The organism is Pseudomonas sp. SWRI111 (assembly GCF_014268555.1).
In the GTDB taxonomy this organism is placed as follows: Bacteria; Pseudomonadota; Gammaproteobacteria; order Pseudomonadales; family Pseudomonadaceae; genus Aquipseudomonas; species Aquipseudomonas hamedanensis.
Genome location: NZ_JABWQQ010000001.1, coordinates 229,791 through 255,593, shown reverse-complemented (window position 1 = coordinate 255,593; position 25,803 = coordinate 229,791). Strand labels below are relative to the sequence as shown.

General features: G+C 61.4%; 19 protein-coding genes. 6 read left to right on the top strand and 13 right to left on the bottom strand.

Annotation, left to right across the window (positions count from 1 at the left end):
• Nucleotides 1-55 precede the first annotated feature (55 nt).
• The gene (locus HU755_RS01045; RefSeq protein WP_186548318.1) at nt 56-265 is read left to right on the top strand and encodes a hypothetical protein; all 210 of its coding nucleotides are present in this window, start codon (nt 56-58) and stop codon (nt 263-265) included.
• 82 nt (nt 266-347) lie between these two features.
• Here the strand turns inward: HU755_RS01045 and HU755_RS01040 are convergent, their stop codons facing one another.
• The 3 genes from HU755_RS01040 to zapE all read right to left on the bottom strand — a co-directional run bounded on the left by HU755_RS01040 (nt 348) and on the right by zapE (nt 2,720).
• Nucleotides 348-845, bottom strand: coding sequence for a GNAT family N-acetyltransferase (locus HU755_RS01040; RefSeq protein ID WP_186618958.1), 498 nt, complete (start codon nt 843-845; stop codon nt 348-350).
• 155 nt (nt 846-1,000) lie between these two features.
• Entirely contained in the window at nt 1,001-1,582 is a 582-nt protein-coding gene (locus tag HU755_RS01035) for a DinB family protein (protein ID WP_186548322.1), read from the bottom strand.
• Between the two features lie 19 nt (nt 1,583-1,601).
• The gene (zapE, locus tag HU755_RS01030) at nt 1,602-2,720 is read right to left on the bottom strand and encodes a cell division protein ZapE (RefSeq protein WP_186630272.1); all 1,119 of its coding nucleotides are present in this window, start codon (nt 2,718-2,720) and stop codon (nt 1,602-1,604) included.
• A 483-nt stretch (nt 2,721-3,203) separates the two neighbouring features.
• On the opposite strand from zapE, the gene HU755_RS01025 reads away from it, so the two are divergent.
• The 4 genes from HU755_RS01025 (at nt 3,204) to HU755_RS01010 (ending at nt 6,624) form a co-directional block, all read left to right on the top strand.
• A complete protein-coding gene (locus HU755_RS01025; RefSeq protein ID WP_186630271.1) occupies nt 3,204-4,061 on the top strand; it encodes a glucose 1-dehydrogenase in 858 nt (285 codons plus the stop codon).
• An 87-nt stretch (nt 4,062-4,148) separates the two neighbouring features.
• On the top strand, nt 4,149-4,760 hold the full coding sequence (locus HU755_RS01020; RefSeq protein ID WP_186630270.1) for a Yip1 family protein: 612 nt from the start codon (nt 4,149-4,151) through the stop codon (nt 4,758-4,760).
• 42 nt (nt 4,761-4,802) lie between these two features.
• Complete coding sequence (locus HU755_RS01015) at nt 4,803-6,146, top strand: sodium:proton antiporter (protein ID WP_186630269.1); 1,344 nt, start codon at nt 4,803-4,805, stop codon at nt 6,144-6,146.
• Nucleotides 6,147-6,330: 184 nt separating this feature from the next.
• Nucleotides 6,331-6,624, top strand: a complete 294-nt coding sequence (locus HU755_RS01010; protein ID WP_186630268.1) for a hypothetical protein — start codon at nt 6,331-6,333, stop codon at nt 6,622-6,624.
• Nucleotides 6,625-6,729: 105 nt separating this feature from the next.
• Here the strand turns inward: HU755_RS01010 and HU755_RS01005 are convergent, their stop codons facing one another.
• From HU755_RS01005 to HU755_RS00990, 4 genes are read right to left on the bottom strand one after another with little or no spacing between them, the layout of a single operon-like run.
• Nucleotides 6,730-7,260 carry a hypothetical protein gene (locus HU755_RS01005; RefSeq protein WP_186548336.1) on the bottom strand — a complete coding sequence of 177 codons (531 nt, stop codon included), beginning with the start codon at nt 7,258-7,260 and terminating at the stop codon, nt 6,730-6,732.
• Nucleotides 7,261-7,316: 56 nt separating this feature from the next.
• Complete coding sequence (locus HU755_RS01000; protein WP_186630267.1) at nt 7,317-9,257, bottom strand: PAS domain-containing sensor histidine kinase; 1,941 nt, start codon at nt 9,255-9,257, stop codon at nt 7,317-7,319.
• A 5-nt stretch (nt 9,258-9,262) separates the two neighbouring features.
• Complete coding sequence (locus HU755_RS00995; RefSeq protein WP_186630266.1) at nt 9,263-11,581, bottom strand: ATP-dependent DNA helicase; 2,319 nt, start codon at nt 11,579-11,581, stop codon at nt 9,263-9,265.
• Nucleotides 11,578-13,230: a VRR-NUC domain-containing protein gene (locus HU755_RS00990; RefSeq protein WP_186630265.1), complete on the bottom strand. Its 1,653-nt coding sequence runs from the start codon at nt 13,228-13,230 to the stop codon at nt 11,578-11,580. The genes HU755_RS00995 and HU755_RS00990 overlap by 4 nt, the downstream gene beginning before the upstream one ends.
• Nucleotides 13,231-13,420: 190 nt before the next feature.
• Between HU755_RS00990 and HU755_RS00985 the strand changes: the two genes are divergently transcribed.
• Nucleotides 13,421-13,645 (top strand): YgdI/YgdR family lipoprotein, encoded by a 225-nt coding sequence (locus HU755_RS00985; protein WP_186630264.1) that lies wholly within the window; start codon nt 13,421-13,423, stop codon nt 13,643-13,645.
• A gap of 63 nt (nt 13,646-13,708) precedes the next feature.
• Here the strand turns inward: HU755_RS00985 and HU755_RS00980 are convergent, their stop codons facing one another.
• The 6 genes from HU755_RS00980 to HU755_RS00955 all read right to left on the bottom strand — a co-directional run bounded on the left by HU755_RS00980 (nt 13,709) and on the right by HU755_RS00955 (nt 25,801).
• On the bottom strand, nt 13,709-14,083 hold the full coding sequence (locus HU755_RS00980; RefSeq protein ID WP_186618967.1) for a hypothetical protein: 375 nt from the start codon (nt 14,081-14,083) through the stop codon (nt 13,709-13,711).
• 238 nt (nt 14,084-14,321) lie between these two features.
• A complete protein-coding gene (locus HU755_RS00975) occupies nt 14,322-16,175 on the bottom strand; it encodes a polyurethanase (RefSeq protein ID WP_186630625.1) in 1,854 nt (617 codons plus the stop codon).
• A gap of 200 nt (nt 16,176-16,375) precedes the next feature.
• Complete coding sequence (locus HU755_RS00970) at nt 16,376-18,064, bottom strand: polyurethanase (RefSeq protein WP_186630263.1); 1,689 nt, start codon at nt 18,062-18,064, stop codon at nt 16,376-16,378.
• Nucleotides 18,065-18,121: 57 nt separating this feature from the next.
• Nucleotides 18,122-21,199, bottom strand: coding sequence for an autotransporter serine protease (locus tag HU755_RS00965; protein ID WP_186630262.1), 3,078 nt, complete (start codon nt 21,197-21,199; stop codon nt 18,122-18,124).
• A gap of 225 nt (nt 21,200-21,424) precedes the next feature.
• Complete coding sequence (locus HU755_RS00960) at nt 21,425-24,364, bottom strand: autotransporter serine protease (protein ID WP_186630261.1); 2,940 nt, start codon at nt 24,362-24,364, stop codon at nt 21,425-21,427.
• Between the two features lie 66 nt (nt 24,365-24,430).
• Entirely contained in the window at nt 24,431-25,801 is a 1,371-nt protein-coding gene (locus tag HU755_RS00955; protein ID WP_186618971.1) for a TolC family outer membrane protein, read from the bottom strand.
• Between the last annotated feature and the right edge of the window lie 2 nt (nt 25,802-25,803).

Here is a 25,803-nt window from a genome sequence, read left to right as displayed (position 1 = left end):
TCGCCGAGGTCTGCTTCATGGATGAACGACTCCCACTTGTTCAGTAGGAGGTACCATGAAAATCACTACCGCAATGTTCGCTGCACTGCTCGCCCTCGTCTCTTCGAGCGTTTTCGCCGAGGGCGGCGCCGAGCGCATGCGTTACTACTACGACAACTTCCCGGTCCAGCACGCGCAAAGCGCACAGAAGGCCGACGCTGACGCAAAAGAAATCCGCGTTCCCGCCGACCAGACCGCGCAAGTCACCGAGTCTTATCGCGACTGAATGTTGTGCATCACCAATGGACCTTCCATGGCTTCGCTCTGGCCTGGAAGTAGACAGTTGGCGCCCGTTTCGGGCGCCTTTTTTATGCCTGCAGGTTCTTGATCCAGAACAGCATCTGCCCATGATCGGGATTGAACATTCCCGGGGCGAAACCGAATTTGCGGTAAGCGCCTTGTGCCACGGCGTTGCCTGCGAGGACTTCCAGGGTGATCTTGCAGCAACCGCGCTGACGAGCGATATCCTCGACCTTGCAGAGCATTTTCTGGCTCAGGCCGAGGCCGCGGAATTTGCCGACCACCGCCACGTCGTGGACATTGACCAGCGGTTTGCAGGCAAAGGTTGAAAAGCCCTCGAAACAGTTCACCAGACCGGCCGGCTCGCCGCCGACAAACGCCAGCACGCTGAAAGCATAGGGCCGCCGCGCAAGTTCTTCGGGCAGGCGTTGCAACAGCTCCGGGGCGATCGGGTGTCCGCCGCCCATGGGGTCTTCTGCATAATGATTGAGCACGATACCGATGGCCTCGGCGTGTAACGGATTGGTGTAGCTGGCCTGAAGCACAAGAATTTCTGCGCAATCCATTTCCATCCCCGAACAAACAATCGCCCCGGCACGCAAAGTGCGAACTGAAAGGCTGGCTGACCTTAGCGCGAGTGCGGACCGGGCCACAATTGGAAAATAGAAAGATCCCAGCCTTCGGCAGCAGCTGCGTGGGGCCGCTGCGCTGTTTTGCTTTATCAATGTCCCCAGATCAGTTCCTCGGTCCAGCCCAGTTCGGCAAAGTCTTCGGCGCGCAGTGCGCTTTCGCCGGCACAGAAAAATTCATCCAGTTGCGGTGGTTCGATCGACGTCCCGCTGAGCATCGCATGGACCTGACCTCGATGATGGATCTGATGCTCGAACAGATGCGACAGCAGACGCAGACGACTGTCATGTTGCGGTGCGTCGCGCGCAATGGTGACGATTCGCGTCAGCTCGGCATCGCGCAGTTGTTCGCAATAAGCGATCAACCGTCGGTCGACGCGGGCCTGCTCGTCGCGCAACGAGGCGGCTTCGGTAAATGGCTCGTCCTGATTGAAGAACACGTAGCAGTCCGGGTGCGGCTCGTCACCGCGCAGCTCTCGCTCCAGCGCATCCACGTAAAACCAGTCGCAGGTGAGAATGTGATTGAGCGTCAGGCGGATGCCCGGAAAGAAGCTCACCCGTGGCGCCGCCAGTTCAGCGGCGTCGAGCTGGATCCAGGCCTTGGCCAGACGATGATTGGCCCAGGCATTTTGATAGGCCATGGTCAGCAAATGATGGGACAGCGGTTGGCTCATGTCGGCGCCCTCTCCTTGTTCAAGCTTCGGCGAAACGCTGCAGTTGCATCTCTTGTAGACGGCTGAGGGTGCGGCGGAACGGGAACTGCAGATAGCCCTCGGTGTACAGCGCATCCATCGGCACCTGCGCCTCGATGTACAACGGCACTTTACGGTCGTAGCATTCGTCCACCAGCGCGATGAATCGACGTACGCCATCGTCGTGCACCGACAACTGCGGCAGTTCACGATCACCTGCGATCACCCGTTCGGCGCCATCTTCGGTGCCGCGAGCAATGCGCCCCTCGCGCTTGCGCGCACTCAGGTTCGGCACTTCGCTCAACAGAATAGCCCGGTAGCGGTCGCACAGCGCGATGAAGTCCATCGCGGCGAACGGTTGCTCGCACAGATCAGCGTAACGGCACCACAGCACGGCTTGGCTGGCCCGCACCACATTGAGCATTCGGTGCCCCACGGCAACGGGCTCGGCAGCGGACGGTTGCCCGGCATTCAGTACGTTGAACACGTCGGACAATGCGCTCGGCGATCCGGGCGCACTGACAAAATAGCGCTGTTCAATGGCGCCCGGATGCAGGCGGTGATCCTCGGCGCCGTTCACTGCGACCACTTGCATGTGCGCCTTGATCGCGGCAATCGCGGGGGTAAACCGGTCGCGGTTGAAGCCATCGGCATACAGGTCGTCCGGCGGCAGGTTGGAGGTACAGACCACCACAACGCCTTCGTCGAACATGACCTGAAACAGGCGCCCGAGAATAATCGCGTCGCCAATATCGTTGACGAACAGCTCATCGAAGCACAGCACGCGGACCTCGGCGGCCAACTCGCGCGCCAATACCCGCAAGGGATCAGCGATGCCGGTCAGTTGAAACGAGCGCTGATGCACCCACCCCATGAAGTGGTGAAAGTGCTGGCGCCGGGCGGGCACGCGCAGGCTCTGATAGAACTGATCCATCAGCCAGGTCTTGCCGCGTCCGACCGGCCCCCACAGGTACACACCGCTGACGGAGCGGGCACCGGCATGCAGGGCTTCATGGCATTTTTGCAGCGCCCAGACCGCGTGTTCCTGAGCTTCATCCTGGATGAAGCCCTTATGTTGGACCGCGTGTTGCCAAGCGCTCAAGGGGGAGTTGAAAGTCATGCGCGGCAGTATGCCATGACCGCGACACGAGCGGCGCTGTACGAAAGCGGTGGGTCAGCCAAGGTTTCCAAACTGATCAATTGCTTTCGCGAGCAAGCCCGCTCCCACAGGTTTGGGGTACACCAGAGTTATTACTGACCATCACAAAACCAATTGTGGGAGGGGGCTTGCTCCCGAAGGTGGTGGGTCAGTCAGCATTGATTTCACTGACCCGGCGCCTTCGCGAGCAAGCTCGCTCCCACAGGTTTGGGGTACACCAGAGTTATTACTGACCGCAACAAAACCAATTGTGGGAGGGAGCTTGCTCTCGAAGGCGGCGGGCCAGTCGGCATTGATGTCACTGACCCGGCGCCTTCGCGAGCAGGCTCGCTCCCACATTTGGATGCGATCTCCGCGAACTAAATCCGCTGCAAATCCGATCGAACTCAAGGCAAAGCCGTCGGGTCAACCCCGAACACTGGCCTTGAAATCAGGAGTCCCGCGATGACTGACTATCCAAAACCACCCTTCCCCCAACAAGCCCAACCGGTGCCCGGCTCGCAGCGCAAGATGGAACCGTACCCCGACTGCGGCGAGCAAAGCTACGTTGGCTCCGGGCGACTGAGCGGCAAGATCGCCCTGATCACCGGCGCTGACAGCGGCATCGGCCGCGCGGTGGCGATTGCCTTTGCCCGTGAGGGCGCCGACGTCGCTGTCGCCTACCTCAACGAACACGAAGACGCCCAGGAAACCGCACGCTGGGTCGAACAGGCCGGGCGCCAATGCCTGTTGCTGCCCGGCGATATCGCCGAAAAAGCCCATTGCCAGGCGCTGGTCGACAAGACTGTAGAGCGCTTCGGCCGCATCGATGTGCTGGTCAATAACGCAGCGTTCCAGATGACCCACGAAAACTTCGAGGAGATCCCCGATGACGAATGGGTGATGACCTTCGACGTCAACATCACCGCCATGTTCAGGATTTGCCAGGCAGCGATCAAACACATGCGTCCCGGCTCATCGATCATCAACACCAGTTCGGTCAATTCGGACATGCCCAAACCCACCCTGCTCGCCTACGCCACCACCAAAGGCGCCATCGCCAACTTCACCGGTGGCCTGGCGCAGATGCTCGGGCCTAAGGAAATCCGTGTGAACAGCGTTGCACCCGGGCCGATCTGGACGCCGTTGATCGTCTCGACCATGCCCGAGGAAGAAGTGCAGAACTTCGGTGGCAACACGCCACTCGGCCGCCCCGGCCAGCCGGTGGAAGTCGCGCCGATCTACGTGCTGCTGGCGTCGGATCAAGCCAGTTACATCACCGGCCAGCGCTACGGCGTGACCGGCGGCAAACCGATGCTGTAACCGTGTTCAAGAAAAACTGAACCCAGCGGCATGACGCCTCTCCATACCTGTAAGCGCCCAACGGGCCGTCAGGAAAAGGAGATCGTCATGTCCGCACCGATCGTCAAACTCTTCACCCAACCCAATTTCGCCTGGACCGATATCCGCCGCGAAGAAGAGGCTCATCCGCGCCACTATCTTGCGCATTTGCTGGTCCTGGCGCTGATTCCTGCTGTCTGCCTGTTCGTCGGCACCACCTATGTCGGCTGGAGCCTCGCCGCGGGTGAGACGGTAAAGCTGAGCGCCGCGAGCGCTGTGCAATTGTGCGTTTTGCTGTACCTGACCATTGTTGTCGGCGTCGCGTTGATGGGCGGTTTCATCCGCTGGATGTCGCGATCCTTCGATACCCGCCCGACGCTGAATCAGTGCATCGGCTTTGCCGCCTACACCGTGACGCCTTTTTTCATCGCCGGAATCGCCGGCCTTTACCCAAGCCGCTGGCTGGCCATTCTGGTGCTGGGGGCAGCATCGGTGTATTCGACGTTCCTGTTGTTCGTCGGCCTGCCGACGTTCATGCACGAGCGCCGGGAGCAAGGCCTGTTGTACTCGGCGAGTGTCTGGGGCGTCGGTCTGCTGGTGCTGGTGACAATCCTGGTGTCGATGATCCTGCTGTGGTTCAACGTGCTCACGCCTGAGTATTTGCGCACCCATGCGGGTTGATCCGGTGCGTTTGCGCCTGACGACACGTGGCGGTGCCCGAAGATGAACTTCAGCGTATGGGTCGCGGTGCTCGGCGGCGTGCTGCTGACCCTTGCTCTGACATCTTCATGGCTACGCTGGTTGCCGGTCACGACGTCAGCGGTGTGCCTGCTGCTAGGCATCGTTATCGGTCCCAGTGGCCTGAACCTGCTGAAACTGTCGCTGGAAAACGCTTCGCTATGGATGGAGCACCTGACTGAAGTTGCGGTGCTCTTTTCGCTATTTGTCTGCGGGTTGAAATTGCGCCTGCCGCTGCGCAACAAAACCTGGTGCATCGCTTTCGGCCTCGCCGGGCCGGTCATGCTGCTGACGATCATCGGCGTGTGCCTGCTGCTGCATTGGGGCCTGCAATTGCCGTGGGGGCCGTCATTGCTGATCGGCGCGATTCTCGCACCGACCGATCCGGTCCTCGCCGCGCTGGTCCAGGTCAACGATGCGCAGGACGTCGACAGCGTGCGTTTCGGCCTTTCCGGAGAGGCTGGACTCAACGACGGCGTTGCGTTCCCTTTCGTAATTCTCGGCCTGCTGTTATTGCACGGCGATGGCAGCCCCGGCGAATGGCAGGACTGGGTTTTGCGCAGCCTGTTGTGGGCCGTGCCGGTGGGGCTGCTGACCGGTTACTGGATGGGCCGTGGCATCGGCCGCATCGCCCTGTCGCTGCGGATCCACAACGAGGACAGCACGCTGGGGCCGAATGATTACCTCACGCTGGCGTTGATTGCACTGGCTTACGTGGTTGCGGATGCAATAGGCGGCTACGGGTTTCTCTCGGTGTTCGCTGCCGGCCTCGGCTTACGCCAGGAGGAAGTCAAGTCCACCGGCGTCACCCAACCGCCGGCCGAGCATCTGGTGCAACCCGTGGTTGGCCACCAGAACGTCGAACCGCAGGACGCGGTGCATGGCGATACCGCGCAACTGCAGGACAGCCAGGTGGCCGCCGGCATCATGATGGGCGACATGCTCGCCTTCGGCAGCCTGGTCGAGCGGGCGATGGAAGTCTTTCTGGTGACCCTGCTCGGCGTCGTACTGATCGCCCATTGGGATTGGCGAGCGTTGTGGATTGGCGCCGTACTGTTTTGTCTGATTCGCCCGCTGAGCGTGGCCGTGATGCCTTGGGGCAGCTTGCTCAGTTGGCCCCAACGCGGGCTGATCGGCTGGTTTGGCATCCGCGGCATCGGCAGTCTGTTTTATCTGTTTTTCGCCTTGAACCACGGCTTGAGCGTCGAAGTGGCGACGGTGTGCACCGATATCACGTTATCGGTGCTGGCCCTGAGCATTCTGCTGCACGGCGTGAGTACGCAGCCGATGCTTGCGCGGTACGAACAGTTTAAGAAACGAAAAATCTGATTTTTCAAGCGCTTCAAATCGTTGGAAATAATCGAATTTTTTTCTGCAAAAAAATGGATCAGCCAGCCATGGGCGCGGGTCACAACATTAACCGCGCCAATCACCCGGCGCGGCCCGGCAGGTTCGGTTCCCCTGCGGCACGCTGCCTATGAAAAGGAACCTCGACAACATTAAGGTCACGGTCATGAACGAATGCTCGACTCCTGCGCAAATCAAGGCTTGCAGAGCGCTGGCTCTGGAACGCAACCGCCAACTGTTCGAAGAAGCCCACGCGCTGAACAAAGCGGCAAACGAACTGCTTGAAACGACCCCGACGGACTTCGAGCGATTCGAGCAATACCGAGCCTTGCGCAAGAAAGCCGATGCGAAGTTTGAAGACGCGATCGACCATTTGTATGTCTTGAACGAAGATTTCCCGCCCATTCCGACGGCGGTGCAGAATGCCGTGCAAACGCGGCGTGAGCTTGAGACGGCGTAATCCAGGACTCATCACCCCAGCGCTCTCTTTCGCCAGAGGGCTGGGGTGAGAGGACATCCCACCCCACCACACATCCAGCGCAAGCGCCTCATCCGCCCGTCCACCTCATGGATTGGTCACCTGAATAAACACCGCATAAACGCCCAACAGAACCCAGAACGTGGCAAAGATCCACGGCGTGCGCACCGAAAACAGCAGCGATTTGCGATAGCCCTTGTGGCTCGATTCCATCTCGCTGAACAGCGGCGACTCGTCATAGGCCAGGCCCATCACCGGTTCACTGTGCAGCAATTGGCTTTGCTTGAAATGCCAGTGGTCAATGATGTCGTACGCCGCGCGAATCCCCGGCCAGGCGTTGAGTGAACTGAGCACGCCGAGCAACGCCAGAAACGGCGGCACCACCAAGGTGAACATCTTGCCCCATTCCGGATTGAGGTTAGCCATACACGAGGCGAAGGCAATCACCAGAAACGACTGCGCCGCCAGATAGGCGTCGGTGCGATTGGCGAGGATGCTGGTCTCGTACTGGATTTCCCGGCGATAGAAATCCAGCCGTTCCTTGGGCGAGCCGAACATCTTGGCGTTATGTTCGGTCAGGGTTTCTTCAGCGGTCGACTGAGTCAGTATGCGAGGCAAAAGACGCGCCCTCCAGATGAATAAAGACCATTGGAAGGCTGCGTATTCCGACAAGTTCAGCCGGATCGACCAGTGCCCCTTTTCATCGATCGGGCGATGATTTCGACCAGGTTCATCTGCGTGAATGGCTTGGGCAGTCGTGGCAGTTGCGCGGCGAACCCTTCCAGGCGGTCGGCATAACCGGTGGCGAGAATGATCGGCAGGTCCGGCTTGAGCAAACGCACGGCATGCGCCAGTTGTGCACCGCTCATGTGCGGCATGGCCATGTCGGTGATCATCAGGTCGATGACTTCGCCCTCATCGAACAGCTTCAGGGCCTGGCTGCCCGAGGTTGCACTGACCACTCGATGGCCGAGGTCCTCCAGCAACAGACTGGTGCTGGTCAGCACCAGAGAGTCGTCGTCCACCACCAGTACGCTGAGCCTTGGCACCGTGGTCTGCTCGGCGGACCGGCTCTGTGACAGGCTTGGCGCGCCCTCGCCGGCCACCGGAATCCACAGTTCGGCGGTGGTGCCGTGGCCTTTTTCACTCTTGAGGACGAAACGCCCGCCCAACTGCTCGATAAAGCCATGCACCATCGACAGCCCCAGCCCGGTGCCTTTGCCCAAGCCCTTGGTGGTGAAAAACGGGTCCCTGGCCGAGGACAAGGTGCTAGCGTCCATGCCCTCGCCATCATCGATCAGACGCAGGCAGACATAACGCCCCGCCGCCAGCGTCGCATGGCTTTGTTCAAGCACCACTTGCGGTTGCGCATCAATGATCACGCAGCCACCTTCGGGCATGGCATCGCGGGCGTTGGTGGCCAGGTTGAGCAACGCCAGTTCCAATTGATTGTTGTCGGCCAGCACCGGTTCCAGCCCCTCGGGAAACCGCGTCACGATGCGGATTCCCGGTCCCAGCGAGCTGCGCAGCAGCCCGGTGATGCCTTGCACCAGTTGCGGGATATCGACCGACTCGGTCTTGAGTTCCTGGCGGCGGGCGAACGCCAGCATACGCTGGGTCAGCGATACGCCGCGCAAGGCACCCTGAGTGGCATTCTCCAGGAGACGGCCGATTTTGGGGTCGTCACCCACGCGCTTCTGGACGATTTCCAGGTTGCCGAGAATCACCGTCAGCAGGTTATTGAAGTCATGGGCGATGCCGCCGCTGAGCTGTCCGATAGCCTGCATCTTCTGCGCCTGGAACAACGCTTCGCGGGTTTTCTCCAGTGCCACTTGCGCTTCATGGGCCTCGGTCACATCACGGGTGATCTTGGCAAAACCCAGCAGCGTGCCCGTGTCACCGCGAATCGCATCGACCACCACGTGGGCCAGGAAACGCGTGCCATCCTTGCGCATCCGCCAGCTTCGGTTTTCGAAACGCCCTTCGCGGGTGGCGATTTCCAGCGCCCGCTGCGGCTCGCCGTTGTCGCGGTCTTCCGGGGTGTAGAAGATTGAAAAATGCTGGCCGATGATTTCTTCCGGCAGATAGCCCTTGATCCGCTGGGCGCCCTGGTTCCAGTTGCTGACGCGCCCCTCGGGGCTGAGCATGTAGATCGCGTAATCCGTAACGCCCTGCACCAGCAGGCGAAACTGCTGTTCGCTTTGCTTGAGGGTTTCCTCGGCCATCTTGCGGTCGGTCAGGTCGCGGGTGATCTTGGCGAAACCCAGCAACTGGCCATTGGTGTCGATGATCGGATCGATCACCACGTGCGACCAGAAATGCGTGCCGTCCTTGCGTACCCGCCAGCCTTCGCCTTCAAAGCGTCCTTCGTTGATCGCGGTGTCGAGCGCCTGTTGCGGCAGGCCGGCAGCACGGTCCTCAGCGGTGTAGAACCGCGAGAAATGCTCGCCAAGGATTTCGTTTTTCTCGTAACCCTTGAACCGCTTGGCGCCCGAGTTCCAGCTGGTGATGATGCCATCCGGGTCGATCATGTAGATCGCGTAGTCGACAACCGCATCGATCAGCAGCCTGAAACGCCGCTCCTCGATCGCAGCCGTCCTGTTGTGTTCACTCATCACTTTCACCGCACAGTGTCATGTGCTGAAGTATGCGTCATTGCGCCGAATTGGACAGCCACCGGGTCGTTTTTGAGCGCCCACCAGCGCGGTAACAGCTGCTGGACCCGGGATTCGGCAAAGCGGTCGTCAATCAGTACCACCACCCCCCGATCCTCACGGGTGCGAATCACCCGGCCGGCGGCCTGTACGACTTTCTGTACACCCGGATACAGGTAGGTGTAGTCATAACCGGCACCGAAGATCGCCGCCATGCGCCGCTTCAGTTGTTCGTTGACCGGATTGAGCTGCGCCAGCCCCAGAGTGGCAATGAATGCGCCGATCAACCGGGCGCCCGGCAAGTCGATGCCTTCGCCGAACGCACCGCCCAGTACGGCAAAACCGACGCCTTGGCTGTCCGCGGTGAACTGGTCGAGGAAGGCTTGTCGCGCCCCTTCGGCCATGCCCCGCGACTGTTGCCACAAGGGAATCCGGGGGTATCGCTCAGCCAGCAAGGTTGCCACTTGCTGCAAGTAATCGAAGCTGCTGAAAAACGCCAGGTAATTGCCCGGGCGCTCAGCGAACTGGCGTGCAATCAGTTCGACGATGGGTTCCAGCGAGGCCTGACGGTGATTGAAACGAGTGGATATCTGGCTGACGATGCGGACCTGCAACTGTTCGGCGGCAAAGGGCGATTCGACGTCGATCCACACCGTATCGCCCGGGGTGCCGAGCAGATCGGCGTAATAATCACGCGGACTGAGCGTCGCCGAGAACAGCACGCTGCTGCGCGCCGCTTGCAGCCGTGGCCCGATGAACGCCGCCGGCACCACGTTACGCAAACACAGTTGCGACATCGGACGCGGGCGGTCGAGGTCGCGTTTGCTGATGTCGAACAGGTAATGCGCGTCATACAACTCCGCGACACGGGCAAACTGCAGCAAGTCGAAATAGAAATTCTGCAGTCCGCTGTCCAGGCCCTGTGGATGCTCATTGAGGTAATCGCCGATCGCACCGCAGGCCAGGGCAATCGCTTGCAGCAGTTTTTCCGGGGGCTTGTCGTACGCCTGATACGCCGCCAGTTGCGGGGCATGCAGGGCGTTCCATTCGCGGTTGATCCGTTGCAGGGCTTTTTTCAGCGCTGCGGGTGCGGTTTTACGCACGCTGGCGAGGGTGAACTGATCAAGGCTGGCGCTGTACATTTGCCGGCCGCGCTCAACCAGGTTGTGCGCCTCGTCGGCCAATACCGCGACTTTCCATTGATTGAGCTGCGCCAGGCCGAACAGCAGCGCACTGAAATCGAAGTAATAGTTGTAGTCGGCGACCACCACGTCAGCCCAGCGGGCCATTTCCTGGCTCAGGTAATACGGGCACACCGCGTGCTGCGCGGCGACTTCACGCATCGCCGCCTGATCCAGCAGGTTGACCCGGGCCGCGGCTTCACGGGCAGCGGGCAAGCGATCGTAAAAACCCTGCGCCAGCGGGCAGGATTCGCCGTGACAGGCTTTGTCCGGATGCTCGCAAGCCTTGTCCCGCGCGACCATTTCCAGAACCCGCAACGGCAAGGCCGGCGATTGCGCGAACAACACCTGACTGGCATCGAGTGCCAGCTTGCGCCCCGGCGTCTTGGCCGTAAGAAAGAACACCTTGTCCAACTGCTGCGGCGCCAGCGCCTTGAGCATGGGGAACAGCGTGCCGAGGGTTTTGCCGATTCCGGTCGGGGCCTGGGCCATCAGGCAGCGACCGGTGCTGACCGCCTTGAACACCGATTCAGCCAGATGCCGCTGGCCCGGACGAAAGTCGGCATGAGGAAATGCCAGTTGCTGCGCTGCCAGATTGCGCGCCTGACGATGGGCCATTTCCTGTTCGGCCCAGTGCAGGAACAGCGCGCATTGCTGTTCGAAAAACGTTTTGAGCGCCTCAGCGCTGTACGCCTCGATCAGGCACGTCTCCTTTTCGCTGACGATGTCGAAGTACACCAGCGCCAGGTTGATCTGCTCAAGACCCAGCTTGCCGCACATCAACCAGCCGTAGATCTTCGCCTGCGCCCAGTGCAACTGGCGGTGATTGGCCGGTTGCTTGCTCAAATCGCCACGGTAGGTTTTGACTTCTTCCAGGCAATTTTGCGCCGGATCGTAGCCGTCCGCCCTGCCCTTGACTTTCAACTGGCGGAACTCGCCTTCCAGCGCGACTTCGCTCTGGTAGTGCGCGCTGCGCCGCGCGGCCACGGTGCGATGGCCGACAATGCCTTCCAGCGCTGTCGGCGACGGGGTGAACCGCAGGTCGAGGTCACCGGTCTTGGCGGTGAACTCACACAACGCGCGCACTGCAACGCTGTAGCTCAAGCGCTCTGCTCCAGCCATTGCACGTAGCACACCGCAACCGGCATCTGATGCGCATGACAGAATTCCAGCCAGCGCAGTTGGTTGTCCTGCAAGCGGTCGCCGGGGCCTTTGACTTCGATCATCCGGTAGGTTTTGTGCTGCGGCCAGAACTGGATCAGGTCAGGCATGCCGGTACGGTTGGCCTTGATGTCGAGCAGCAGACGCTTGAACCAGTGCTTGAGGTGTTCGGCCGGCAGGCAGGCCAGCGCCTGCTCCAGCAGGTCTTCATGCAAGGCGCCCCAGAACACGAATGGAGACTGTATGCCCCATTTGCCGACAAACCGGGCGCGAATGGTCTCGGCATAACGGCCGTCGTCAAGTTCGGCCAGGCACGCCTCGAACAGCTCGGCGCGGCGTTGCTGAAAGTCTTCGTTCAACAGGTCAACCGGGCCGCGCTGGAACGGGTGAAAGAACGCCCCCGGCAGCGGCGCGAAGATCGCCGGCCAGCACAGCAGGCCGAACAGTGCATTGATCAGGCTGTTTTCCACATAGTGCACCGGGCCATCGTCGTCATGCAGGTGAGCCTGCACATAACACTCCACCGACAATGCCGGGTCGCTGCGCGGCAGTTGCAGGTCGAGGCGCTCGACCGGTCTGGCCTTGACCCGTTTCAGCGGTGGTCCGCCGAGTTTGCGCCGCAATCGCGGCACTATGCGCTGCAGGCCCTGTTGTTCGGCGGCACTTTCCGGCGCCTGTTCAGCCAGCGTGGCGAGTTCCAGCGCCAACGGGTATTCGGCGCAACGCTCCAGAACCCGGATCATGCGCAACCGCGCGCCGGGACAGGCGCTTTCGCGGTAAACGCTCAGCGCGAAGGCAAACTCGCCGATGCGCTCGGCGTACTGGCCGATCTGGAACAGCACCTTGTCCCGGCGGCGTTGCAGCCACGGATTGTCGAAGTGCAGCGCGCTGACCTGCTCGGCGATGGCTTGCAGCGGTTCGCCGGCCTCGAAACGCAATTGGCACTGGTGCAGAAACAGGCAGGCGTCAACGTCTGCCCGGCTGCGCAGGCCGCGGGATTCGCTGCAGAATTCAACTTTTTCGTAGATAAAGATGCCCAAGTCGGCCAGCACGAACTCTGACCAGTCCTGATACAGGTTGCCGAAGAACATCAGCCGCAAGCGATCGCACAGGTCCATGATCGTCAGGCTGAACAGCCGATCGTCGAGCAATGGCGCCCAGTCGCACAGGCGTCGGGCGTCGGCAAACTGCTCGGCCAGCAGCGGCAGCCAATCGTCCTTGCGCCCCTTGGGCTGGTCGATGAAAGGGCCGAACGCTTGCAGAATCTCGGCCTTGAGCAACACATCGAACAAGTCGACCATGGACAGCGACGCCTGCGCGTCGAGCCAACCGTGATCAAGCAGCGGCTGCGCGGCCTGCGCGATATCACCGATCTCGTCGTAATTGAGTTTGCTCGCGCGAAAATGCACGCCCTTGCGCATGACCAGCCGCACCAGCAAACCCTGTGCCGCCTGGGGCAAGGCTTTTAAGTCGCGGATGAACCCGTGCTCGGTTTCGCTCAGCACATCGGCATAACGAAGTTCAAGCCAGTCAAGCACTTGCCGGAAGTTGTTGAGGTAATAGAACGGGTCGTCGAGGGGATTGGCAGTCACGGGAATTCAGGGCCATGCGGGCGAATACTGGTTATGCGTACAGATACCAGTTCTGCCCCGCCGGGTGCAAACGGAAAAGGATCAGCGGCATTTTTTAACTGAGCCATCGAACTTTTCCCGGCGTAGTGGCACCAACCGCGTTAGAGGCCGACAATGCTCGGCATTACGTGATGAGGAATCAGAGGTGGGTATGAAAATCAAGGCACTGGGCATCCCCTTAGCAGTAACGGCGCTGCTGGCCCTGGGCGGTTGCTCGACGCAGACAGTGGTCACGTTGCAGAACGGCACCCAATACCTGACCGAGGACATGCCGAAGACCAAGACTGAGGATGGTTTCTACGAGTTCGAGGACATTTCCGGCGCCCAGGTCAAGGTTCGCGCAGACGAAGTCGCGACCGTTCGCAAAGAAGACTGACACATCGCGGTCTTCCCCGTAGGAGCTGCCGAACCTTCGGCAGCTCCTACAGTGATCGTTTCGTCATTCGAAAGTCGGCATTCCGGGAATGCTGCCGTCGCAACGCAGGTAACTCCCGCCCCGCTTCACCAGTTCCCCCTGCAAACGTTGGCAACGCTCCAGATCCTGCTGCACCATGCGGTCGATGCTCAGATTGCCAGTGGTTTGCGGCACCTTGCCGTCGCCCAGGCGAATCGTCATGAACGGCTGTTCCGGCTGAATCTGAAAACGGCTCTTCTCTTCGACCGGTTCCACCGGTTCGGTTGCCGCCGGCGCCGGCAGTTGATCAGTGGTGATGCCGTAGCGGCTGAGGATCGAGCTTTGAGGCAGATCGGCCCAGACACTGGCCGAACACAGCACCCATGCAACGAAACCCACAGACCCCTTGAAACCTTTCACGTTTGAATCTCCTGTGCTAATGGGCGGCTAGCTGTAGAACGTGTGTACACGTGCTGGCTTTAGGCCGCTTTTCCTGGTTTGCAGGGTTTTGAGTCAGGGAGTGGCTATCGAGTCACTTTGTAAACCGAGTTATCGTCCTTCGCGAGCAGGCTCGCTCCCACAGGATTTGCGTACGACTCAGATCCAGTGTGGGAGCGAGCCTGCTCGCGAAGGGGGACTTACAGGCACCACATGACCATCAGGCGATAACAATCCCGTCAGCACTCAAACTCCCCAGCGACACCCCCACCAACGTCACCGAATCCGCCCCGAACGTCAGCAGCGTATCCTGCCCTGCGCTGGAGGCGTGTGCGCGAAAATCATCTCCCGGCAACACACCCTGCACGCCCAGAAATACCAGTTTGTCGTTGGCCGTATAGCCAACCACCCGGTCCTGGCCGAACGCACCATTGAACAGGAAGGTATCCGCGCCGCCCCCCGATTCCAGCAGATCGTTCCCGGCGCCGCCGACAAACACGTCATTGCCTGCGCCGCCGATCAAATGATCGTTGCCAGCAAGACCGAATAACCAGTCACCGCCGGCATGGGCCTTGAGGGTATCGGCGCCAGCGCTGCCTTTGCTGCTCGACTCGTAGGCGGTGAGGCTGGTGCCGGATTTCAAACCGCTGGCCGTGACACTGTGCACCACATCGTCCTTGAACACGCCCCAGAGAAAACCGGGTTCCTGGGTGACGATGCTGCCGATGTCACGGGTGATGCTGATCCCGCCGTTGGCATCGCGGATATACAGGGTGCCGGCGCCGTCGTTGGCAAAGTCGAAGTTCTTCACCGTCTGCTGCAAATCCAGCGTGTTGCTGCCCTGCCCGCCGAGGATGACGTTGTAACCACCGCCGTCACGGAAGCTGTCGTTGCCGGCGCGACCCTCCAGATAGTCGCTGCCGCTACCGCCCTGAATCAGATCGTTGGCGTCGCTGCCGATGATAAAGGTGCTGCCTTTGTGGGTTTCGGCGTTGCGATTGAGGTCTTGCACCCAGGTGTTGGCCCGCGCCGGGTCGGACAGGTTGGCGACGATGATCGTCGAGTCGCGGCTGGTCAGGTCATAGAACGCCGACTCCAGCACGCGGGTCATGCCGTCGCCGTAGCCGGTCGGCAGGTGTGAAATCCACGTCGGGATATTGAGGATCGAGTACGGCAGCACATTCCAGGCATTCGAAGCGTAGTGATCGTTGAAGCTGACGATGTTGTCGGCGGTCGAGGTGTGCGGCGCATCGTGCACGCCGACCGAAGCGCCGGTGAACGTCGAGCCGTCGAGGGCGCGGAACACCGGGTCGTTTTCGTAGCCGATGTTAAGCACCTTGTCGGTGCTGCTCTGGGTGGGTGAGGCGTAGGCGATGTAATTGGACTCGGCAAAAAATCCACCCCACTTGTCGCTGCTCAGATCGGCCATGCTGTTGACCGCCAGTCCACCCAGGCTGTGCCCGCTGACCAGCACGTCCTTGCCGGTCAGGCCGTTGGCCTGGGCGAACGCAACGACGTCGCTGAGCAGATTGCCGAAGGCTTCGCCGACATAATTCTTCGCATAATCCGCCGGGCCGAACGCGGCGAGCAGGTCGTTGATCACGTCACCAATCGAGTCGCCAATGAGGATTTCACGCGGGCCGCTGGTGCCACGAAACGCAATGCCCAGCTCCGTCAGATGCCCCTGCGCGTCGTACTTGCCGAGGATTTCCACTTGCGCGCTGGTGTAGCCGGGCTTCTCGCCGAAAAAGGTTCCGCGGGCGTCGGTCTTGCCGTCGTAACCCAGTTGCGCCGCGGTGATCGGTGTCCAACCGGCCTGTTTCACCGCCTCCAGGGCAAGTTTTTCCGAGTCGGGATTCCACGGGATACCGGGAATAACACCCTGCGAATCCGTGCCGCCAATCAGCGCGGTGACTAGCGTCGCCGGCAGGCCGAGGCCGAAGCCGTTGTCCTGATAACCGGCGGCAAAGCCGTTATCGAGGTTGTGGTAGGAATACAGCGTGATCGCCATGGCATCGCTGAACAATGCCTGTGACTCGGCTGTACCGAAGTTTTTGTAGTCATACACACCCATTGCCATTGCCTCTCTTGTTGTTGGAATTGTCAGAGATAGCTCACAGCCAGAGCGCCCCACGGGGACGCCCCGGAGCATTTCACAACTTCTTGCACATCACCCCTTGTAGGAGTGAGCCTGCTCGCGATAGCGGTCTGTCAGTTGAAATATCCGCAGCGGGAACACCGCTATCGCGAGCAGGCTCACTCCTACATGGGTTATCAGGCGAACACAAACGCCGAGTCCGACAGATTAGCCACTCCAACCCCGATCAGGGTCACGGCATAATCGCCAATTTTCAGCACGGTATCGCCGCCGGACTGCGCCGCGTGCTGTTTGTAGTCGTAGCCCTGCCCCGCGCCTTCGACGCCCATGAACACCAGTTTGTCGCTGCCCTGATAGCCGTTGATGGCATCAAAGCCGAACGCGCCGCTGAACAGAAAGGTGTTGTTGCCGCCCGTTGCCGTCATCACGTCGTTACCGGCGCCGCCAACGAACGTCACCTGGCCCTTGTCGCTGATCAGTTGGTCATCGCCACCGAGGCCGAACAGCCAGTCACCGTCGCCGCTCGCGTGCAAGGCATTGCCGTAGCCATCGCCATTGAGTGAGTGGCTGTAGGGGGTGAGTTCGCTGCCGTTGCTCAAACCTTTGCCGGAGATGCCCCAGATGATCTCTTTGCTGCCCCACCATGAACCCGATTCCTTGCTGACCAGTGCGCCGATGTCGCGGGTCAGGCTGATGCCACCGTAGGCGTCGCGCACGTACAGCGTACCGTCACCGTCGTTGGCGAAGCTGAAATTCTGCAGCGGTTTTTGCAGCTCGAAAGTGTTGTGGCCCTGGCCGCCGAGGAGGATGTTGAAGCCGCCATCATCACGGAACCGGTCATCGCCGGCACGCCCCTCCAGGAAATCATTACCCGCCCCGCCCTTGAGCCAGTCATTGCTGTCGGTGCCGATAATGAAGGTGCTGCCGGTGTGCGGCTCGCCGCTGCGACCCAGATCCTCGACCCAGGTTTTGCCTCGGGACGCCTCTTCCAGATTGGAGACGATGATCGTCGAGTCCTTGCTGGTGAGGTCGTAGAACTTCGAATCGATCACCCTGTTCAAACCGTCGGCATAGCCCAGCGAACTGTGCGCTGACCAGTTCAGCGGATTGGCGATGCTGAACGGCACCAGGTTCTGCGCGGTGGAAGCATAGTTGTCGGTGAAGTTGACGAGGTTGTCGGTGGTCGAGTCGTGCGGCTTGTCGTGCTTGCCCAGCGACGCGGTGCTGAACGTAGTGCCGTCGAGTACGCGAAACACCGGATCGTTCTCGAAACCGATGTTCAATACATTGCTGCCCGTGCTGCTCTGGGTCGGCGAGGCGAACGCGATGTAATGGGCGTCCCTGAAGAAACCGCCCCAATTGTCCGCGCTCAACTCGGCGACGCTGTTGACCCCGAGCCCGCCGAGGCTGTGGCCACTGATCAGCACGTCCGTGGCGGCAATGCCGTTGGCAACCGCGAAGGCGGCGACAGCCTTGAGCAGGTTGTCGAAAGCGTTTTTCGCGTAGTTGCTCGCGTAATCCGACGGCCCTACCGCTGCCAGCAGATTGTTTTTCAGGTCGCCGAAAGTGTCGCTGTAACCCAGCCCGCCGGTGCCGCGAAAGGCAATGCCGAGGCCGATCAGTTTGCCAGCGGCGTCGTATTTGCCGAGCACTTCGGCCTCGGCGCTGGTGAAGCCTTCCTGCTCACCAAAGAACGTGCCCTGCGCCCCGACCTTGCCCTGATAGCCCAGCGCCGTCGCGGTGACCGGCGCCCACGCGGTCGACGGCAAAGGCTTACCCGTTGGCGCGTAGGCATACAACGTCAGCGCGATGGCATCGCTGTACAACCCTTTGCCATCGGCGTTTTTGTAATCGAACAATCCCATGTGCTGCGCTCCCTTTTCTTCAAAACCGGCAGCTCGGCAAGAGCTGCCGGTCACGCGTCAGAACTGCCAGTCGAGGGTCAGACCCACGCCGTGGTCCTTCTCATTCGAACCGATCAGCCCGTTGTAATCCAGGTTGACCCGCACATCGCGGTTCAACGCCAGACCGGCACGCACGCCAACCACCGCGGCATCGCGGTCCATCGACACGCTTTGCACGGTGAATGCGCTGTTGCCGTTGGCGAAGGCCAAATGACTGTCGGCATCGACGTCGCTCAGGTTGTGCTGCCAGCCGAGACTGGCGCCCAGTTCCAGCTGATGTTGATCCGACAGGGCGAAGCTGCGTTTGGCCCGTACACCCAGGGTCGAGAGCACCACATCGCGATTGTCTTCACCGCCCTTCAGCGCCGCGGCATCACCCTTTTCGGTGAAGCTGTCGGTGTTGAGGTGAACGTAGGACAGGTTGGCGAACGGTTCGAGGTTCATCGGTTGCAAGCCCAGATCGTAAGCGGCTTCGGTGAACAACTGCGCCGTGGTCGCGTCACGCTTGGTTTTCTGTTTGCTGCCGGTAGCGCCGATCTGCAGGTCACGCTTCACGTCGATGCGGTGCCAGCTATAGGCGCCGCCGACGGTCAGGCGCAGGGCATCGATTTCATGGCCCAGGTACGCGCCCAAGTGGTAACTGTCGACCGACGCCGAAGAATGCGTGCCGCTGCCCATGCTCAATGAGCTGTCGCTGTAACCGGTGACGAAACCCAGCCGCGTATCTTCAGCAATCAAGCCGTCGACACCGGCCAGCAGGCCGCCGATGGAGCTGTTGGAGTCGGCGTTCTTATGCCCGCCGTCGCTCTCTCCCCAGGAACCCAGCACCTTGACCCAGGCATTGCTGCCCGAGTCGGTGGGCGCGTCGGCATTGAACAGATCGCGCTCACGCAGGCGCTCACCGACGGCCTCGCGCAGGTAGCGGCTGTCGTTGATCAGCAGCGTGCCGATGGCCGGGTGGATCTCGCCGGACAACTGTTGAAAGGCTTGTTGCGCGGACGCCGCGTTGGGCGACAGCAAAAGGCTTTCGAACAACGCGTTGCCCGCACCCAGGCGCTCGGCAGCGGCACCGACCGCACGCTGATTCGGCGTCAGGCCGACGCTGGCGAACGAGGCGGCGTTGCGCCCCACCGCCAGCTGGATGCCGTCGGCCGAATAGTCCAGCGTGCCACCGAGGAATGCGTAATCCGGCAACACCTGGCCGAAGCGCCCTTCAATGCCGCCGGCCGCTTGCAGGATGTTGTAGCGCGTGCCGAGCAGGCTTTGCACTTCGCCGGTGCTGAGCAAGGTCGGACTGTTTTCCAGCGCCATGCTCACCGTGGCGCCCTCGATCAGCGCTTTGCCGGTTGCATTGATCTGGTCGCTGCTGGTTGGCGACAACTCCACGGCGTAGGTCGAACCCGGCGCGAAGGTGACGTCGCCAGCCACGTTCAGAGTGCCGATCGAGTTACCCGGCGCCACCGTACCGCCGCGGTTCACTGCCAGCGCGCCGATGCGACCGTTGCCACCGAGGATGCCGCCGTCATTGACCGTGACCGCCGATTGCAGCGAACCGTTGACGGCCAGGCGGCCCTGATTGATCAGGGTCGGGCCGCTGTAGCTGTTGTTGCCGGTCAGCACCAGCGTGCCGATGCCTTGCTTGGTCAGGCCGCCGTGGCCGGCAATGTCGTTGCGCCAGGTGTCGAGGCCGCAAGTGATGTCGGTGCACACGCGTTCCGTCGGTTTGCCTTGATCGATGATCGCGCCGATACCCGGCAGATCGGCGACAAACTGGCCGGAGCCGTAAGCGCCCTGAATCCGGAACTCCTCGGGAATGTCCTGCTCGGTGACGAACATCGACGGGCCGTCGATGCCCTTGCGCAGGTTGATCATGCCCCAGCCGTACAAGGCGTCGATGCCCGGTGCGCCGAGGTCGGTAGCGGTGGTCCGCAAGACCGTGGCGACCTGATCGCCAGTCATGTACGGGAAACGCTCCATCAGCACTGCCATGGAACCGGCCACATGCGGCGCGGCCATAGAGGTGCCGTTGTAGTTGGCGTAGCTGGTGGTCAGGTTGTCGGCGTTGGTGCCTTCGATGATCGCGCTGTAGATTTTCGTGCCCGGTGCCGAGACGCAGAAACTCGCCGTATAGCCGCAACGCGAGGAGAACGTACTCATGATGTACGGATTGGCGCTGGCCAGATCCGGATTCTTTTGCAGCGCGGCCACGGTGATCCAGTTCGGCGCGATGTCCGGCACGAAGTAACCGAGGCCGGCGATGGCATCCGGGTTGTTGAGGTTGTAGTCGTTGCCGGCAGCGAAGATGGTCACGATGCCGCTGCGCGCAGCAGCTATCGCGCCGTCATAGGCGCCACCGGGTTTGGTGCCGAGCAGCGTGCGGATCTCGTTGAACTGCACCTGCGCATCGTTGACGGTGAAGTGTGGGTACGCCGGATCACGGCCGCCGAGGTCGAAGCGATCAGTGATGCCGATGCCCCAACTGTTGTTGATGATCCGCGCACCGCTGGCGATCAGCGCGTCCCAACCGGCCTTGTACACCGCGCCGTCGTTGCCGCGGACGATGCCGTCTTCCGGGCCTGGGTCGCCGTTATCGGCACTGATGATCTGCGCACCGAACGCGACGCCGTGCATCACCCCACCGTCACGACTGCCCGCGGCGATACCGCCGACGTGAGTGCCGTGTGCCCCAAGCTTGCCGTTGGAGCCGACCGAAGGCGAACCGTCATAAAGGAACGCATCGCCGGCCTTCACCGGGATGTACGGGTCGGTGTATTCGCGGATGCCGCTTGTGACCAGAGTGACGACTTTATTGGCGCCGGAGAATTCCGGGTGCGCGGCGTATACCGGCTGATCGAAGATCCCCAGTTTCACACCCTTGCCGGTGTAGCCGGCGGCGTAGGCATGATCGGCGCCAATCGCTCCCAGGCCCCAGTCGGCCTGAAACTCGCTGCTGCGCCAACTCGACGGATCACCCGGGCGGCCATTTTCGACATACGGTGCGGCTTGCGCCATGGCGCTGGCACACAGCATCGCCAGCGTCAGGGTTTTCAGGGCAAAGCAGCCGCCCGTTTGCGCGGGGGTATTGTTGTTTTTCATCCAGCGACCTTCCTTAGTGTTGTTGCGAAAAATCCGTTTGCTTCAATAGCTGTGGCGAGAGGCACCTTTGTCCGCTGTAGCCAATGACACACCGCACCTGTGGCGAGGGGATTCATCCCCGCTCGACTGCGCAGCAGTCGCAAAACCTGTGTGTACGGTTGGCAGGAAAGATTGCTGGGGGCCGCTTCGCAGCCCAACGGGGATAAATCCCCTCGCCACAAGCGATCAGAACTGCCAGTTCAGGCTCAAACCAACGCCGTGCAGCTTCTCGCGGCTCGCCAACTGGCCGTTGTAATCGAGGTTGACCCGCACGTCTTTGCTCAACGCCAGACTGGCCTGCACGCCGACCAGTGCGGCATCGCGCACCAGTGCCGAGCTTTCGACTGCATACGGCGCGCCGCCGCTGGCAAAGCGCAGGTGCTGCTGCGATTCGATGTCCGTCAGGCTGTGCTGCCAGCCGACGTGACCGCTGACATCCAGCGACTGGCGGTTCGTCAGGCTGATCGTCTTGACCGCTCGCACGCCGAGGGTGCTGAGCACCGCGTCACGCTGATCGCCAGAACTTTTCAGCGCGGCACCATCGCCCTTCTCCCGAAAGCCTTCAGTGTCCAGATGCACATAGCTGAGGTTGGCGAACGGCTCCAGCACGTTGAATCGATACGCCGCTTCACCGAAGACCTGAGTGGTTGCCGCATCGACTTTGGCTTTCTGCCTGGCACTGACATCGCCGTATTGCAGTTCACGTTTCACATCGCCGCGATGCCAGCTGTACGCCGCGCCAGTGCTCAAGCGCCAGGCGCCGATGGCATGACCGGCGTACGCGCCGAGGTGATAGCTGTCGACCTTCGCCGAGGAATGCGTGCCTGAACCCATGCTTAGCGAACTGTCGCTGTAACCGGTGACCAGACCGACGCGGGTCTGCTCGTCGAGCGCGCCGTCGACACCGGCCAGCAAGCCGCCAATCGAGGTGTTATAGCCCGCCGTGTCGTTGCCCGAATCGGTGCGCCCCCAAGCGCCAAGGGCTTTGATCCAGCCATTGTTCTGCGCCACCGCAGGCTGCTGCAGACGCTCGCCAACGGCGTCGCGCACCTGACGACTGTCATTGATCAACATCGATCCGAGGGCGGGATAGATTTCGCCGCTCAATTGCTGGAAAGCCTGTTGCGCAGTGGCCACTGTCGGCGAACGCAGCAGGCTTTCATAGACTGGATTGCCAGCGCCCAAGCCCTCGGCGGCGGCCGCAACCGAGCGCTGATTCGGCGTCAGACCGACACTGGCGAAACTGTTCGAATTGCGTTCGATATTCAGTTGAATAGCGGTGGCGGCGTAGTCGAGACGGCCGCCGATAAACAGGTAGTTCGGCAGCACCGCAGCGAAGCGGCCCTGAATGCCATCGGCCGCCTGCAAAATGTGGTACTGCGTGCCGAGCAAACTTTGCACCTCGCGGGTGCTGAGCAGTGTCGGGCTGTTCTCCAGCGCCAGGCTGACCGTGGCCCCGCTGACGCTGGCACTGCCGCCGGCCACAAGGCGGTCGCTGGCGGTGGGCGACAGTTCCACGGCGTAGGTCGAGCCAGGCGCGAAGGTGACATCGCCCGCCACGTTCAGGGTGCCGATGGAATTGCCCGGCGCCACGCGAGCGCCGTTATTGGCCAGCAACGTTGCGATGCGCCCGGACCCGCCAAGCGTGCCGTTGGCGTTCACGGTAACGGCTGAGGCCAGCGAACCATTGACCGTCAGCAGACCGCCATTGACGGTGGTCGGGCCGCGATAGGTATTGTTGCCGGCAAGCACCAGTTGGCCGCCACCGGACTTGATCAGGCTGCCCTGATACACGCGATTCGCCGCTGCGGCATCGCGGGCCGTGCCGACCGCGTAATCGGTCTGCTCCTGCTGACTGGCGCCGACTGGAACGCCGCTCTGCCAGCCCTTGTCTTGCAGGGTTTGCTGCCAGGCGCTGTGTTCAGCGGCGTCTTCGCGCTGACGCTGGAGCAGCGCGGTGTCGGAGATGTCGTTGCTCCAGACATCGCGCTGGCCGGCGGCCAGATTGGCGTCGAAGGCGCCAAGCAGTTGTCCCGGGCCGCGCATCGCCCGGTTCAGATTGGCCACGCCCCAACCGACCCGCTCGCTCGGCGCCTCGGTCGGAGACCCGTCGAGCTGCGTGGCGGTGGTCAGTAGCACTTCGAGCGCTTGCTGATTACTCATGTACGGATAGCGTTCCATCACCAGCGCCAACGCGCCGGTCGCGTGCGGCGCGGACATCGAGGTGCCGGACTTGATCGCATAACCACCGCCGGGAATGGTGCTGTCGATCTTCGCGCCCGGTGTGCTGATGCACCAGTACTTGGCGATGCCGCACTGGTTGTACTTCTGCTGATTGCTTTGGTCCAGACCCGACACGGCCAGCCAGTGCCCTTCCAGATCCGGCTGAAAATACGGCAGTGCCGAACGCACGCTGGCATTCGGGTAGCCGCTGTTGCCGGCGCTGAACACGTTGATCACACCCCGGCGCGAAACGTCGGCCGCCGCGTCGAGCCAAGTGCCTTTATTCCAGTGCTGGGCATAGGCGGCGTGCAAGTCCGCCAGCGTGCGGTAGCTGACATCCGGCGGCTGACTGCCCCAGCTGTTGTTGATCGCTCGCACGCCAGCGTCGGCCAGGGCGTCGTACACCGCTTTGAAATAGCGCGGATCGGGATTGGGACCGAACAGAAAACTGTCGTTCTTGTTGGTGTTGCCAACGAAAATCTGCGCGTTGTAGGCAACGCCGTGCATACCGCTGCCATCGCGCGAAGCGCCCATGGTGCCGACCACGTGGGTGCCGTGGGAATCGTTGTTGGGGTTTAGGGTGCCGTTAACGTTGAACAGCGTACCGTCGACGTAACTGCCGCTGGCGAGTACCGGGTGATAGCGATCCGTAGCGAACTCGGGGTGGGCCGCATCGAAGCCTGAATCGAGAGCGCCGATTTTCACGCCTTTGCCGGTGATGCCGGCGGCATACGCTTGCTCGGCCTGCATGCGGCCCAGGCCCCAGTCCCGCAGGAATTCGGTGCTGCGCCAACTGGCCGGGTCGCCGGGCTGGCCGGACTCAAGATACTGCGCCTGGGCCGAGGTGGCAGAAATCACAAGCAACAGGGTGCCGACCGGGATCGGCTTGATGCGTACGTCCATGTTCATCACTCTTTTTTTTTGTTTTATCGGGTCTTTTTGCGGTGTTGCGTGTTCCTCGGGAGAGGCTTAGGGAGAGGGCTGTTGCGCGACCATAAAAGCCTCATCTACCCGCGCCAGGTCCTGCTCGTTCAAGGTCCCGGCGTAGTAATGCAATTTGGTCCAGGCCATTAAATAGTCGTAGCGCGCCTGGGCCAGATCCCGGCGAGTGGTGAACAACTGCTGCTCAGCGTTCAACGCGTCGAGATTGGTCCGCTCACCGCCCAGGATGCTCTGCTTCGTCGAGACCACCAGCGCTTCAGCCGACTTCAACGCCTTTTGATAGGCGCGCAATTTGCTGACCCCGGACAGGCACGCGCTGAACTGGCGGCGTAATTCGATCAGGGTTTCGCGGGTCTTGCCGTCGAGTTCGTATTCCGCCTGCTCCATGGTGCGGCTGGCCTGACGGGTTGAGGCCGACACCCCGCCACCGGCGTACAGCGGCACGCTGACTTCCAGGCCGATGGTGTTGGTTTCATAGCGCTGGTTATAAGTGTTGCCGCTCTCCGACTCGTTATCGCGCATCGAGGCGTAGGCGTTGATTTTCGGCAGGTGCCCGGCGCGGTTACGCTCGACCTCATAGCGAGCCACTTCAACCGCTTGGCGCTGCGACGCCAGGTTCGGGTTGTTGCTGATCGCCAGCTCGTGCCAAGTGTCGAAATTGGCCGGCTGCAAGGTGAAGGTCTGGAATTGCGGACCGAGCGGTGCCAGATCGCCGATGTCCACGGCCGGCACGCCGACCAGCGCCCCCAACTCACGCAGGGCCGCGTCCTGTTCGTTGCGCGCCTCGATTTCCTCGGCCGTCGCCAGTTCATAACGTGACTCGGCTTCGAGAATATCGGTACGTGTGCCCTCGCCTTGCTTGAACATGTGTTCGTTCTGCTGGAACTGCTGCTCGTAGGCTTTTTTCTTCGCCTGGGCGATGTCGATCTGGTCCTGGGCGAACAGCGCCTTGGTGTAGTTATCGAGCACCCGCACCAGCAGTTCCTGACTCTTGCCACGAAACGCTTCATCGGCAAACAGCGACTGCGCCACGCCTTTGCGATACGCGGCGTAAGCCTCATAGTCGAGCAGCGGTTGCTGCACCGTCAGTGCCGAGCCGTAACTGTTGTAGTTGCGCTCGTCGGTACGGTTGCGCGCACGCTCATCAAGGGACGTCGCTTTCGAAGAGTTGCGCCCCTTGTTGTAGGTGTAGCCGATTCTGGGCAACAGTCCGGCGCGGCCGATGGCGCGGTTTTCAAGACCGGCATCACGCTCCTTGATCGCGCCAAGGAACACCGGATCATTGCGCAGCGCCTGTTCGTAGATCTCGAACGGCCCCATCGCCGCGACTGCCGAGTGGCTTGCAAGCAGCATCATCGCTGCCCCCAGCATTGAAAGCTTATTCATACAGCCGAACATCC